A 14002-nucleotide genomic window follows, 5' to 3' on the forward strand; every position below is an offset into this window, starting at 1 on the left:
TCGGGCCCCACACTGTTGCAAATTTACCCACGGTTACAGGTGGCGCGCCAGCATGGCCGCCGCCCTGGCCATCGCGTCGGCGCCGACCAGCGCGCGGACGCCATCGAAGTCCGCCCCCCGGGTCGCGTCGATGCCCATGCGCGACGTGGTGCCGATGCCGGACGCGGACGGATCGAGCGCGCTGCCCGGCAAGCCGTCGACCACCACCACGTCGCGGTGCGGCTGCATGTGCGTGGCCATGGCCCACAACACCTGCTCGTCGCGCGTGACGTCGACGTCGTCGTCCACCGCCACCACGGTTTTCAGGTACGGGTCCCAGCCCAGCAATCCCAGCATCACCTGGCGCGCTTCGCCGGGCCGCATCTGCTTCACCGCCACGTAGGCATGGAAGTGCGTGCCGGAACTGGGGTAGTGCACGGCCGTCACGCTCGGAAAGCGTTCCCGCAGTTTTTCCACCATTTCCGATTCGCGGGGAATGCGCCCCAGGTTCAAGTGTTCGGCGGAATTGCCGCCCACGACATCGACCAGGATGGCGTCGCGCCGGCGCAGCACGGCCTGCACGCGGAACAGGTTATTGGTGGAGCGGTCGGACGAATAGCCGGAAAATTCGCCGAACGGCCCTTCTTCCACTTGCGCGTCCGGGTCGATCACGCCTTCCAGCACGATTTCCGCGTGGGCCGGCACCGCCAGCCCGTGCACCGGCGTGCGCACCACGTCCAGCGGCGCGCCCAGCAAGCCGCCCGCCACGTGGCGCTCGTCGACACCGAACGGCACCCTGGCCGCGCCGGCCAGCATGAACAGCGGATGCGCGCCGATCACCATCGCCACCGGCAGCGGCCTGCCCCGCTCCTTCGCCAGTTGCAGCAGGCGCCACAAGTGTCCCCGCGAATGCAGGCTGGTGGCGATTTCCGTTGGCGAATGCAGCATCGAACGGTGGTAACTCATGTTGCCGGCCCCCGTATCCGGGTGTTCCGCGATGAAGATCGCGTTGGTGATGTACGGGCCGCGGTCGGTGGCGAAGTGCCGGAGCATCGGCAACGTGCGCAAATCGATGCCCTCCGTCTGTACGCTGTCCAGGACCGGGCCGTTGCCGACGATGCGCGGTTCCAGCAGGCGCCGGCTGCGCGCCTGGTATTCCGCATGGATGCCTTCCGGCGGCACGCCCAGCATGCGCCCCACGCGGGTGCGGCAGGCAAACACGTTGGTCGCCAGCCGCGCGCCCAGTCCGCGCACGTTGTCGCACCACAGCAGCGGATGGCGGCCCTGCGCCGCCAGTTGCCACACCAGCGCCGTGGCATCCTGGTCGGCGCCGAGTTCCTCCTTCACCGCCAGCACGTCATCGGCGTACAGTTCGCGGTACCAGTCCAGGAAGCGGTGAAAATCCTGGCCGGCGGCCGCATGGTAATTCGTCATCTTGTTCTCCTTGATTGGTGGCTGCCGCCACTGCAATCCACGTGCCACACACGTAGGGCGGTTTCCGCTTCGCGGAAGCCGCCATGCATGCGCCGCCGCTGGCGCCAGCAGCACTGGTCCGCATGCAATGGCGGCAAGCCTGCGGCTTACCGCCCTACAGCCCGCCCTACCGGCAGTATGACTATCTCAGTCCCGCATAGGTATCCTTCAGGCGCGCCAGCGCTTCGTCCTGCGTGCGCGGCGGCGGCGTGGTTTCGATGCCGACCAGGCGGGCGATGTTGTTGCCCATGTAGTCTTCCAGCCCGTCCTCATCGAGGCCCATGCCGTGCGGCGGCGCGGAACACAGCACTTCCAGTTCCCGCAGCCACATGCCCGGCTCGTTCGGCGGCGAATCCGTGCCGAACACGATCTTGTTGCGCGGCAGCTGCTTGGCGAATTCCACGATGCGCGACTGGAAGCACCAGCCCGATTCGCACACGACGTTCGGCGTATCCATCGCCATCCAGAACGCTTCGAACGAATAATTGCCGCCGGTCTGGATGCCGAAGTGACCGATGATGAAGTTCACCATCGGGAATTCCCGGATGATCGGATAGAACATGGTCGGAATCGTGTACGGGCCGTCGCCCGTGTGGATCAGCACGACGATGTTGTACTTGGCGCACATCTTCATGGCGGGGCGCAGCCAGTCCAGCGCGCGGTCCGGGCGGTAGCCGTGCATGTTGGCGTGCAGCTTGAGCATCTTGAAGCCGTATTCCTTGACGTGGAATTCCAGTTCCAGCGCGCCCTCTTCCGGGCCCCAGCGGGGATTGAACGTGAAATTGCCGATGAAACGGTCCGGGTACTTCTGGCACAGGTCCGCGATGTACGCCATGTAATCGCGGATGCCGTCACGGCCGCGGCGGTTACCATCGCGGTAGCCGGTATTGCCGGGCGGCGGCTGGATGAAACCCATGTCGACACGGCGCGGTTTGCCGTTGATCATGTAGGGGCCGTCCATCATTTTCAGCAGGCGCTCGCCGGTGAACGGTTCGCCCGTGTGGCGCCAGGCTTCGTCGACCAGGTTGGTGGGGTGCAGGTGGGTATCGATGATCATAGTGCGGTACTCCGGTTAGCGGGTGTCATGGTTGTTGGTGCGGTGGGCGCGCAGGTAGGCTTGCGCTTCGTCGACGCTGCGGGGCGGCGGGCTGGTTTCCAGGCCCACCATGCGCGCCACGTTGTTGCCGAGGTACTCTTCCAGCGTGTCTTCGTCCAGGTTCAGGCCCTGCGGCGGCTCGAAGCACAGCACTTCCAGCAGGCGCAGCCACATTCCCGGTTCATTCGGCGGCGTATCGGAGCCGTACAGGATCTTGCGCTTGGGCAAGACCTTGGCGAATTCCACGATGCGCGATTGCAGGCACCAGCCGGATTCGCAATACACGTTCGGCAAGTCCATCGCCAGCTGGAACGGTTCGAAGCAATACACGCCGCCCGTCTGCACGCCGAAGTGCGCCATGATGAAGTTCACGGTCGGGAATTCCTTGATCATCGGCACCCACTCGGTGGGGATGCTGTACGGGCCGTCGCCAGTGTGCAGCTTGACCAGCACGCCCAGTTCCGCGCACTTTTGCAGCGCGGGGCGCAGCCAGTCCAGCGCACGGTCCGGACGGTAAGCGTGCATGTTGGCCTGGAACTGCACCATCTTGAAACCATGCTCCTTGACATAGCGTTCGATGGCTTCCACGCCGTTCTGCACGCCGCAGCGGGGGTTGTAGACGAAACAGCCGATCAGGCGGTCGGGATAGCGCTGGACCAGTTCCAGCGTGTACGCCATGTAGGCGTCGATGGATTCGCGGCCGGTCTTTTCGCCGTCGGTCCACGTGTAGATGGTATTGCCTTGCGGCGGCTGGATGAAGGCCTTGTCGATGCGGCGGGGTTTGCCGTTCACCATGTACGGGCCGTCCATCATCTGGATCAGGCGTTCGCCGGTGAATGGTTCGCCATCGTGGCGCCAGGCCAGGTCGACCAGGTTGGTCGGATAGCAGCTGGTGTCGATGATCATGGGAATGCTCCTCACAATGCTACAGGTTGGGAAGACGCACATTGCTGTGCGCTACGCTTGCCGGAGCACTGCCAGGGCCACTTACCTGAGCGTTCGCGAATGGCCACTGGCGGTGCTTCCGCCAGCGGGCAATCTCCTGCTCCCGGCGCCTGACTGCGCAACCCGGGAACTGAACGCTTCTACCCACTTGATTAAAACTATTTATACTGTTTATCTCATACTACTGTCAACACATTTTTTTAGGATTGCACCTCCCTTACACTTCCCTTGCCAGCCGCAGCACGTCGGCCGCCGCCTCGGCGCGCAGCGCGGCCATGTCGACACCGGGAATCGCATCGTCCTCGACCACCACCCGTCCCGCCGCCAGCAGCCATTTCAGGCGCGGCCTGCCCGCCGCGACCACCGGCCCGATCGCCATGTCGTGCAAGCCGAAATAACGGGGCGAGTCGAGGTCGTATACCGCCAGGTCGGCCGCCTGCCCCACCGCCAATACGCCCACGCCGTCGAATCCCAGCACGCGCGCGCCGCCATCGCTGGCCCAGTTGACCACCTGTTCCACCGATACGCTGTCGGCCCCCGCCTCGCCCGCGCCGTCGGGCCGGGGCCGCGTGGCGGCGCCCGCGTGGGCGCGGTGCATCAGCCAGCAGAAATGCACTTCCGACAGCATGTCGGCCGCCTCGTTGGACGCCGCCCCGTCGACGCCCAGCGACACGGCGCCACCCAGCCGGTGCAAGTCCGGCGCGCGCGCCACGCCATCGGCCAGCCGGGCATTGCTTTGCGGGCAGTGCGCCATGCCGGTGCCGGTCCGCGCCAGCAACGCCAGTTCGCCATCCGTCAGGTGCGTCAGGTGCGCCAGCGACACATCCTTGCCCAGCCAGTCGTGTTCGGCCAGGTATTCGATCGGCAGGCAGCCGAATTCCGCGCGGCAGTGCTCCATGAAGCTGACCGTCTCCGACATGTGCGTATGCAGCGGGATGCCAAGGCGGCGCGCCGCGCCGGCGATCTGCCGCAATTCGCCGCGCGGCACGGACACGGTAGCCGTGGTCGGCGCCAGCGCCACCCGCGTCATGGGGCGGGCGCCGCGCCCGTGGTAGCGTGCGGCCAGCCGTTCCACGTCGCCCATCATGCCGTCCAGGGTTTCCGGTTCCACGTAGGTAGACTGGTCCGCTTCCAGCTTGCGCGTGACGGTGCCGCCGCCCCGCTGCAGCATGAAGCGCACACCCAGCTTGTCCGCTTCGTCGAACAACGCGGCCGACGCGTCATACCCCATGTTCGGGTAATAGATGTAATGGTGGTCGGCCACCGTGGTGCAGCCGGACAGCATCAATTCCACCAGTCCGATACGCGCCGCCAGCCGCAGCCGCCGCTCGTCGAAGGCCTTGCGGTAAATGAACGGCACCGCCTGCAGCCACGGGCTCAACGTCAGGTTGATCCCGGCCGGCACGCCCTTGAGCAGCGACTGGAACAAGTGGTGATGGGTATTGACCCAGCCTGGATAAACCACGCAGTCGCGCGCATCGAGCACCCGCTCGCCGGGCTGCGGCAACAGCCCGCATCCCATTTGCGTGATGACGCCATCGGCAATGCGGATATCGGTGGCCGGGCTGCGCGCGGCATCACCCGCCGCCCCGGTCAGCACGGCGTGCGCATCCTTGATGAGAAATTGTTTGTTCATGGGCAGCCTTTCATTTGGGCGGCGCGCCATCGATGCCGCTGACCAGGTAATTCATGCGGTCCAGGTCCGCGCCGGCCAGCACCTGCCCGGCCGCCACGCGCTGCTTGCCCGCCTGGTCGACGATGGGACCGGCGAACGGATGCAGCCGCCCTTCCGCGATATCCTTTTCCGCGGCGGCAAACTTGTCGCGCACGTCCTGCGGCACGCTGGCGTTCAGCGGCGCCATCCTGATCATCCCTTCGCGCAATCCCCCCACCGTATGGCCCGGCTTCCAGCGGTTGGCCAGCACGTCTTCCACCACTTGCGTGTAATAGCCGGTCCACGTCTGCACCACGGACGTCTGGTTGGTTTTCGGGCCGAAGCGCGACATGTCCGAGTAATAGCCGAACGTGGGGATGCCCTTTTCCTCGCCGGCCGTCACCACCGCCACCGACGACGTGTCGTACGTCAGCACGTCCACGCCCAGCGTCGCCAGCGTATTGGCCGCGTCGCGTTCCTTGCCCGGGTCGTACCACGCGTTGACCCAGATCAGCTTTACCTGCGCGTTGGGATTCACGCTGCGCATGCCCAGGGTGAACGCGTTCACGCCCTGCAGCACTTCGGGAATCGGGAAGGCGCTGACGTAGCCGGCCAGCCCCTTGCGGCTCAGGTGCCCGGCCAGCACGCCTTCCAGGTAGCGTCCCTCGTAATAGCGGGCGTTGTAGGCGCCCACGTTGGGCGCGGTTTTATATCCGGTACCGTTCATGAAGATGACCTTGGGCGCCTGCCGCGCCACCTTGATGGTCGGTTCCATGAAGCCGAACGACGGCGTGAAGATCAGCTTGCAGCCTTCCTGCACGAAGTTGCGGATCACGCGTTCCGCATCCGGGCCCTCGGCCACGTTTTCCACGTAGCGCGTGACGATGCGGTCTCCCATGGCGGAAGCCAGCGCGCGGCGCGCCTGTTCGTGCTGGTAGGTCCAGCCGCTTTCGCCGATCGGGTTGGAATACAAAAAGCACGTCTTCAGCGGTTCGGCTGCGCCGGCCTGCGCGGCCGGGGCGGCAAGCGCCACTGCGGCGGACAGCCGTATGACATTGCGTTGGTAGAGCGGACTGCGGGCTTCAAACGACATGTTGCGTCTCCTTATAGGTGTGGTATGACAACAGCGGTGAAACAAGCGGTACGGAACAGCGCGTGGCCGTCAGGCGTCGGCGCGGAACGGCTGGCCCAGCGATGCGGGTGAATGCAGCCGGATCGCACTGGCGTTGCGCGAAATAATCACCAGCACCGCGATGGTGGCGGCATAGGGCAGCGCCGACATCAGTTGCGACGGCACGTCCAGTTTCAGGCCCGCGCCCTGGGCAAACAGCTGGGCCACCATGACGCCGCCGAACAGGTAAGCGCCGGCCACTACCCGCATCGGCCGCCACGTGGCGAACACCACCAGCGCCAGCGCGATCCAGCCGCGCCCCGCCACCATGCCTTCGGCCCACAGCGGCGTGTAAAACACGGACATGAACGCGCCGCCCATGCCGGCCATGGCGCCGCCAAAAGCCACGGCGGCATAGCGCAGCGCGATCACGCGGTAGCCGACCGCGTGGGCCGACGACGGCGATTCGCCGACAGCGCGCAGCACCAGGCCCCAGCGGCTGCGGTAAAGGAACCACAGCACACAAGCCACCACCAGCCACGACACGTACACCATCGATTGCTGGCGGAACAGCGCCGGGCCGATCACGGGAATCCGGTCCAACAGCGGAATCGCCAGCGGCGCGATGTGCGGCAGCGGCGCCGCTTCGAACGGCTTGCCGATGAACGCGGCCAGGCCCACGCCGAACAGCGCCAGTGCCAGGCCGGACGCCACCTGGTTGGCCAGCATCGTCAGCGTGAGGAAACCGAACGCCAGCGCCATCGCGCAGGCCGCCAGCATGGCCGCCACCACGCCCAGCGCCGGGCTGCCGCCCGAATACACGACGGCAAACGCCGTGACGGCGCCGATCGACATCATGCCTTCGGCCCCCAGGTTCAGCACGCCGGCCTTTTCTGTCACCAGCTCGCCCATGGCCGCCAGGATCAGCGGCGTGCCCGACACGATGGTCGCGGCCAGTATCGATGTGATCAGCATGTTTTCCATATCCGGCCTCCGGGGGTGGCGCCGCGCACGATGCGCAGGCGGTAGGCAATGAACAGGTCCGCGCCCAGCAGGAAGAACAGCAGCATCCCCTGGAACACCTTGGAGATCGACGCCGGCAGGTTGATGAATTGCTGCGCCTGTTCACCGCCCAGGAACAGCAGCGCCATCAGCAGGCTGGCCAGCGCGATGCCCAGCGGATGCAGGCGGCCGACGAAGGCCACGATGATGGCGGCAAAGCCGTAGCCGCTGGAAATCGATTCCGTCAGCTGGCCCATCGGTCCCGCCACTTCCGCCATGCCGGCAATGCCCGCCATGCCGCCGCCGGCCAGCATGCCGGCCCAGACCGCGCCATGGGCGGAAAAGCCAGCATAGCGCGCCGCCGCTTCCGCCTCGCCCGCCACCCGCATCTGGAAGCCGTAAAAGCTGCGCTCCATGAACACGTAGCCCGCCGCCAGCACCGTCAGCGCCACCGGCAGCGCGGCATTGAGCCGTGTGCCGTCGACCAGGATCGGCAACAGTTCGCCGTCGGCAAACAAGCGCGTTTGCGGGAAATTGAACCCTTCCGGGTTTTTCCACGGGCCGTGCACCAGCCACGACGCCACCAGTTGCGCGATATACACCATCATCAGGGTGACGAGGATTTCATTGGCATTGCAGCGCGTGCGCAACAGCGCGGGCAGCGCGCCCCACGCCATGCCGCCCAGCGCGCCGGCCACCATCATCACCACCCACATGCAAGGTCCCGGCTGCTCCCCGGCCGCCAGCGCGGCGCCGGTGGCGGCGATCGCGCCGGCGATAAACTGACCTTCGGCGCCGATATTCCAGATGTTGGCGCGGTAGCCGATCGCCAGCCCGGTCGCAATCAGCATCAGCGGCGCCGCCTTCAGCAACAGCTCGGACAGCGCGTAACCGTCTTTCAACGGGTTGATAAAGAACACCGTGAATCCAGCCACCGGGTCCTTGCCCAGCGCGGCGAACAACAGCAGGCTGCACGCCAGTGTCAGGGACACGGCCGCCAGCGGCGACAGCCAGCGCATGCGGGCCGACGCGGCGGGACGCGCTTCCAGTTGGACGGACCAGTCATGCAGCATGGTGCACCTCATCAGGACAATGCGCGTGGCCATGCGCGTGGCAATCTTCATGCGCGGTCGGCAGCGCCGGCGCCTCTTCGCTGGCCCACATGCCGCTCATGCGCAGGCCCACCTGCTCGACGCTGGTGTCCTGCGCCGGTTCGGCCGGCGACAGCCTGCCGCCGGCAATCACGGCGATCCGGTCGCTGATCTCGAACAATTCGTCCAGTTCTTCCGAGACCACGAGGATGGCCGTCCCCGCGCTGCGCAAGTCCAGCAGCGACTGCCGGATGAACGCGGCCGCGCCCACGTCGACACCCCACGTCGGCTGCGCCAGCACCAGCAATTTCGGCTGCTGCATGATTTCGCGACCGACAATGAACTTTTGCAGGTTGCCGCCGGACAGCGAGTTGGCCGGCGCGTCCGGCCCGCCGCACTTGACGTGGTAGGCCGCGATGCAGCGCTGCGCCAGCTCGCGCATCGCCCCCAGGCGCACCATGCCGCGCCGCAGCAAGCCGCCCGCGTGCGCCGTCAACAAGCCATTCCAGGCCAGCGACATGCGCGGCACGGCGCCCCGTCCCAGCCGCTCTTCCGGCACGAAGCCGAGCCCGTGGCGGCGCCGGGCGGCGGGACCCATGCGGCCCGCCGCCACGCCGCAAATGCGCACCGTGCGCGCGTCGGCGCAGGTGGTTTCACCGGACAGCGCCGCCAGCAATTCCTGCTGCCCGTTGCCGGACACGCCGGCAATGCCGACGATTTCACCGGCCCGCACTTCCAGCGACACGTCGCGCAAGGCCACGCCGAACGGATCAGCCGATTGGCGCGACAGGCGCGTCACCTGCAGCCGCACCTCGCCGTCCGATTGCCCCCCGCCGCGCTGGCAGGCCGGCAATTCCTTGCCGATCATCAGGTGCGCCATCGATGCCGGCGTTTCATCGCACGGAATACAGCCGCCGCTGACTTTACCGGCACGCAGCACGGTGGCGCGGTGGCACAGTTCCCTGATTTCATCGAGTTTGTGCGAGATGTACAGGATGCTGCAACCTTCGTCCGCCAGCTGGCGCAACGTGGTAAACAGCGTGCGCACCGCCTGCGGCGTCAGCACGGACGTCGGTTCGTCCATGATCAGCAGCTTCGGGTTTTGCAGCAGGCAGCGGATGATTTCCACGCGCTGCCGTTCCCCGACCGACAGGCCGTAGGCCAGCCGCGCCGGGTCGACCGGTAAGCCATAGCGCTCCGACACGGCGCTGATGCGGCGCGCCAGGTCGGCCAGGTCCGGCTTGCCCGGCAGCGACAACGCCACGTTTTCCACCACGGTCAGCGTGTCGAACAGCGAGAAGTGCTGGAATACCATGCCGATGCCCAGGCTGCGCGCATGGGCGGGACTGGTGACGCGCACGTCCGTCCCTTCCCAGCGCATGGTGCCCGCAGTTGGCTGCGTCACGCCGTAGATCATTTTCATCAGCGTGGATTTGCCGGCGCCGTTTTCCCCCAGCACCGCGTGGATTTCTCCCGGCATCACCACCAGGTCGATATCGTCGTTGGCGACCACGGTGGGATAGGCCTTGCTGATGCCGCGCAGCTCCAGGCGCGGACCAGCGTGGTGGTGGATTGCGCGCATGCTCGTGTTCGTGCTCGTGTTCTTGCTCATGTCGCGGCCTCCAGCAAACGATGCTCGTGCGCGGCGTGCACCGGCGCGGCCAGGCACCAGTCCAGCCCCGCTTTCAGCGTGTCGGCGTCGAGGTTGCGCCCGATGAAGACCAGCTTGCCGATGCGCGCTTCGTCCGCGCGCCAGTCATCGGCCGGGCGCAGGTCGACAATGCGGTGCACGGCCTGCAGCACGTGGCGCCGGCTCTCGCCCGCGAACGCGACGATGCCTTTCAGCCGGAACAGGTCGTCGCCCTGCGCATCGAGCAATTGCTTGAGCCAGATATCGAAGTGCCAGCGGTCGAACGGCGCGGCAAACGTCAGCGAAACCGACGACACCGACGGGTCGTGCTGGTGTCCCGGCGCGGCCGTCTGTTCGCAAACGCTGGCCGGCGCGCCGCGCCCATGTTCGTGGTCATGGGCGCAATGCTCGTCGCAGGCATGGTCATGTTCGTGCTCAAGTTCGTGGCCGTGGTCATGGCTGCCGAAGAACAGCGGATCATCGGCCAGCGCGACGCCCGATTCGAAGCCGCCGATGCCGAGGATCTGTCCCAAGTCCACTTGGGCATGGCACGACACGAGGATTTGCGCGCCCTGGTTGATGTCGCGCATGCGCTGCTGCAGGCGCCGGATATCGGCCATGTCGACCAGGTCCGTCTTGTTGATGACGATGCGGTCGGCCGCGATGATCTGGTCGACCGCCTGGTTGTCCATTCCCTTCAGTTGCGGGTCGTCCAGGTGGCTTTCCACGTGCAGCGCGTCGACCAGCGTCACCACGCCGTCGAGCCGCACCTGGCGCGCCACGTCGTTGTCCATGAAGAACGTGGCCGCCACCGGCATGGGGTCGGCCAGCCCGCTGGTCTCCACCAGGATGGCGTCGAATTTTTCCGGACGTGCCAGCAGCGTTTGCAGGATGCGCACCAGGTCCGTGCGCACGTCGACCACGCAGCAGATGCAGCCGTTGGTCATCTGGAAGATTTCTTCGCTGGACGTTTCCACCAGGTCGGAATCCACGTCCACTTCGCCGAATTCGTTTTCGATGACGGCGATACGCATGCCATGCCGGGCCGTCAGGATATGGTTCAGCAAGGTGGTCTTGCCGGCGCCGAGAAAGCCCGTCAGGATGGTGACGGGAATCTGCGAGGGTTTTGCTGCAAAGGGGCTTGCTGCGCCAACGGCGCCATGCATCATGTCATTGTGATCCATTTTGTCTCCATTGTTATGCAGTGATACCCTGCCAGCGCCGTACCATGTCCTGGTGCGGCACGCCGAACAGGTCCAGCGTGCGGCCCACGGTGTGGGCCACGATCTCTTCCAGCGATTGCGGTTTCGTATAAAAGGCCGGGACGGGCGGGCACACGATGGCGCCCAGTTCCGTCACGGCGGTCATGTTGCGCAGGTGCGCGAGATTCAGCGGCGTTTCGCGCGCCAGCAGTACCAGGCGGCGGCGTTCCTTGAGCATCACGTCGGCCGCGCGCGTCACCAGGTTGTCCGCCATGCCGTGCGCCACGGCGGCCAGCGTGCGCATCGAGCACGGGGCGATCGCCATGCCTTCGCACAGGAAGGAACCGCTGGCAATCGCGGCGCCAATATCCCTGGCGCTGTACACGACATCGGCCAGTTCCTCGATCTGCGCGCGGTGCAGCCCCAGTTCGTGCATGGCCGTCAGCGCGCCGGACGGCGATATCACCAGGTGGCTTTCCCACCCGTCCGCCCGGCGCAGCGCTTCCAGCATCCGCACGCCGTAGATGGCGCCACTGGCGCCGGTCAGCGCCACCACCAGCCGTTTCGCCATGGCGCGCTCCTCAGGCGGTGAAGGTGAACGGCGTGCTGCGCTGCCGCTTGCCCGTCAGGCGGAACAGCGCATTGGCGATGGCGGGCGCCACACCGGGGTTCGACAATTCGCCCACGCCGCTGGGCTTGTTGACGTCGCCCTGCACGATGGTGATGTCGATGTCCGGCATGTCGGACATCCGCATCACCGGGTAATCGCCGAAGTTCGACTGCACGACTTTCCCCTTGTCGATATCGATGCGGTCATACAGCGCGTGGCCCAGGCCCCACAGGATGCCGCCATACAGCTGTTCGCGCACGCTGCCCGGATGCACGGCCAGACCGCAATCGGCCACGCACGTGATCTTGCGCACCGTCACCGCGCCACCCTGCTTTTCCAGCTCCGCCACGATGGCGATGTAACTGTTGTAAGCCTGGTTGGTCGAGATCCCCAGTGCGCGGTTGGGTGGCAACGCCTGTCCCCAGCCGGCCTTGCGCGCAGCCTGTTCCAACACGGCCACGTGGCGCGGGCGCTCTTGCATGTGCGCGATGCGGAATGCCAGCGCATCCTTGCCCGCCGCGTGGGCCAGTTCGTCGATGAAGCTTTCCGTGGCAAACACATTCGGGATGAAACTCACGGCGCGGTACCAGCCAGTTGGCATCGACGTTTCATGCCGCACCCACCCGATGTCCATGTGCGGCGCGCGGTAGGCGTAATCCCAGATGCAGATCGATTCCGTGGTGCTGTAATCCATCTTGTCCTTGCGCTCGTTGTAGCCTGGCTCCCACTCTTCCGGCGACGCGGGCGACACGGCGCGCATCGCCAGCATCAGCAGGTTGCCGTCCGCATCCAGGCCGCCGGACAGCTTGCCGTAGCTGGCCGCGTGGTAAAACAGCTGGCGCATTTCATCTTCGCGGCTGTACATCAGCTTGACGGGCCGTCCCGCCGCCTTGGCCAGGAACGTGGCTTCCAGCAGCCAGTGGCGCGCTTCGCGGGCGCCGAAGCTGCCGCCGCCCGTCAATTCGTGCAGCACTACCTTGTCTTCGGCCAGGCCCGCGATTTCCTTCGCCGCCAACTGCACGTTGCTGGGCACTTGCAGCCCGCCCCAGTAATGGATTTGCCCGTCGCGCAATTCCACCACCACGCATTGGGGTTCCAGCGGGTTTTGCGCCTTGTACGGCATCGTGTATTCAGCGTGCAGCACCCTGGCCGCCTGTTTCAGCCCCTGCGCCGCGTCGCCGATGCCGATGGTGCGCACCAGCGGCGCATCGGGACGCGCCAGGAACGCGCGCTGCTGCGCCGGCACGTCCTTGCTGTTGAAGCGGGCGAATGCGCCATCGACCCACTGCACGCGCAGCGCGTCGCGCCCCTTTTTTGCGGCCCAGTAGCCGTCGGCCAGCACGGCCACGCCTTCCTGGTTGCCGCCCAGCAGGCCGGGTGGCGACGCGGGTACCTTGATCACCTGCCGCACGCCGGGAGTCGCCAGCGCCTTCTTCGCATCGATGCTGCGCACCCTGCCGCCCACCACCGGCGCGTGCAGGATCACCGCCACCAGCATGCCGGGCAATTTCACGTCGATGCCGTACTGGTGGCGCCCCGTGACCTTGGCCTGCGCATCGAGCTTGCGATTGAGCTTGCCGATCAGCCGGAATTCCGACGGCGCCTTCAATGGCACGTCCTTCGGCGCGGGCAATTGCGCCGCGTCGCCCGCCAGCGCGCCATAGCGCAGCGCGCGGCCGCTGGGCCCATGCACCACCTGGCCGCCCTGCGCACGGCATTCGGACAGCGGCACCTGCCAGCGGTTGGCCGCCGCCTGCACCAGCAGCACGCGGGCGGTGGCGCCAGCCTTGCGCAGCGGTTCGTATTCCAGCATCACGCTGGTGCTGCCGCCGGTGGAAAACACGTGCCACTGCGGGTGCATGTAATCCTTGAAGAACGGGTGTTCCGGCGTGACGATTTCCACCTGCTGCAAATCCACTTCCAGTTCTTCGGCCAGCAGCAGGCCCAGCGACGTGCGCGTGCCGGTCCCCGAATCGTGCTTGTGCACCACCAAGCGGATGCTGTTGTCGGGGAAAATGCGCACCCATGCGTTGGGCTGGAGCGCGCCGGACGCCGCCTGCTGGGCGGCGGCGCCCGGCAGGCGCAGGCCGACGGCCAGGCCGGCGCCCAGCACGGCGGCGGATTTCAGGAAACCACGGCGGCGCTGCGACAGCGGCGACAGGTTCGGGTACTTTGGAGAACGCAGGGACATTGGGGCCATGGCGTTCTC

The 14002-nt window shown here is 66.4% G+C and carries 11 protein-coding genes; all 11 read right to left on the bottom strand.

What is annotated here, in order from left to right:
* Nucleotides 1–33: 33 nt before the first annotated feature.
* Nucleotides 34–1413 (bottom strand): UbiD family decarboxylase, encoded by a 1380-nt coding sequence (locus tag GJ700_RS23550; RefSeq protein WP_154378523.1) that lies wholly within the window; start codon nucleotides 1411–1413, stop codon nucleotides 34–36.
* 181 nt (nucleotides 1414–1594) lie between these two features.
* Nucleotides 1595–2509, bottom strand: a complete 915-nt coding sequence (locus GJ700_RS23555; protein WP_154378525.1) for an amidohydrolase family protein — start codon at nucleotides 2507–2509, stop codon at nucleotides 1595–1597.
* 15 nt (nucleotides 2510–2524) lie between these two features.
* Nucleotides 2525–3454 carry an amidohydrolase family protein gene (locus GJ700_RS23560; RefSeq protein WP_154378527.1) on the bottom strand — a complete coding sequence of 310 codons (930 nt, stop codon included), beginning with the start codon at nucleotides 3452–3454 and terminating at the stop codon, nucleotides 2525–2527.
* Nucleotides 3455–3710: 256 nt separating this feature from the next.
* Nucleotides 3711–5129: an amidohydrolase family protein gene (locus tag GJ700_RS23565; RefSeq protein WP_154378529.1), complete on the bottom strand. Its 1419-nt coding sequence runs from the start codon at nucleotides 5127–5129 to the stop codon at nucleotides 3711–3713.
* Nucleotides 5130–5139: 10 nt separating this feature from the next.
* A complete protein-coding gene (locus tag GJ700_RS23570) occupies nucleotides 5140–6240 on the bottom strand; it encodes a BMP family ABC transporter substrate-binding protein (protein WP_154378531.1) in 1101 nt (366 codons plus the stop codon).
* Nucleotides 6241–6309: 69 nt separating this feature from the next.
* Complete coding sequence (locus GJ700_RS23575; protein ID WP_154378533.1) at nucleotides 6310–7242, bottom strand: ABC transporter permease; 933 nt, start codon at nucleotides 7240–7242, stop codon at nucleotides 6310–6312.
* Nucleotides 7227–8333 (bottom strand): ABC transporter permease, encoded by a 1107-nt coding sequence (locus GJ700_RS23580; protein WP_229507204.1) that lies wholly within the window; start codon nucleotides 8331–8333, stop codon nucleotides 7227–7229. The genes GJ700_RS23575 and GJ700_RS23580 overlap by 16 nt, the downstream gene beginning before the upstream one ends.
* Entirely contained in the window at nucleotides 8323–9963 is a 1641-nt protein-coding gene (locus GJ700_RS23585; protein WP_229507205.1) for an ABC transporter ATP-binding protein, read from the bottom strand. The genes GJ700_RS23580 and GJ700_RS23585 overlap by 11 nt, the downstream gene beginning before the upstream one ends.
* Nucleotides 9960–11147 (bottom strand): CobW family GTP-binding protein, encoded by a 1188-nt coding sequence (locus GJ700_RS23590; RefSeq protein ID WP_154378809.1) that lies wholly within the window; start codon nucleotides 11145–11147, stop codon nucleotides 9960–9962. Before GJ700_RS23590 ends, GJ700_RS23585 begins: the two co-directional genes overlap by 4 nt.
* 31 nt (nucleotides 11148–11178) lie before the next feature.
* Entirely contained in the window at nucleotides 11179–11754 is a 576-nt protein-coding gene (locus tag GJ700_RS23595; RefSeq protein ID WP_154378535.1) for a UbiX family flavin prenyltransferase, read from the bottom strand.
* A 10-nt stretch (nucleotides 11755–11764) separates the two neighbouring features.
* Nucleotides 11765–13993 carry a xanthine dehydrogenase family protein molybdopterin-binding subunit gene (locus GJ700_RS23600; RefSeq protein WP_229507206.1) on the bottom strand — a complete coding sequence of 743 codons (2229 nt, stop codon included), beginning with the start codon at nucleotides 13991–13993 and terminating at the stop codon, nucleotides 11765–11767.
* Nucleotides 13994–14002 lie beyond the last annotated feature (9 nt).

This window comes from Pseudoduganella rivuli (assembly GCF_009674485.1).
GTDB classification, from domain to species: Bacteria; Pseudomonadota; Gammaproteobacteria; order Burkholderiales; family Burkholderiaceae_D; genus Rugamonas; species Rugamonas rivuli_B.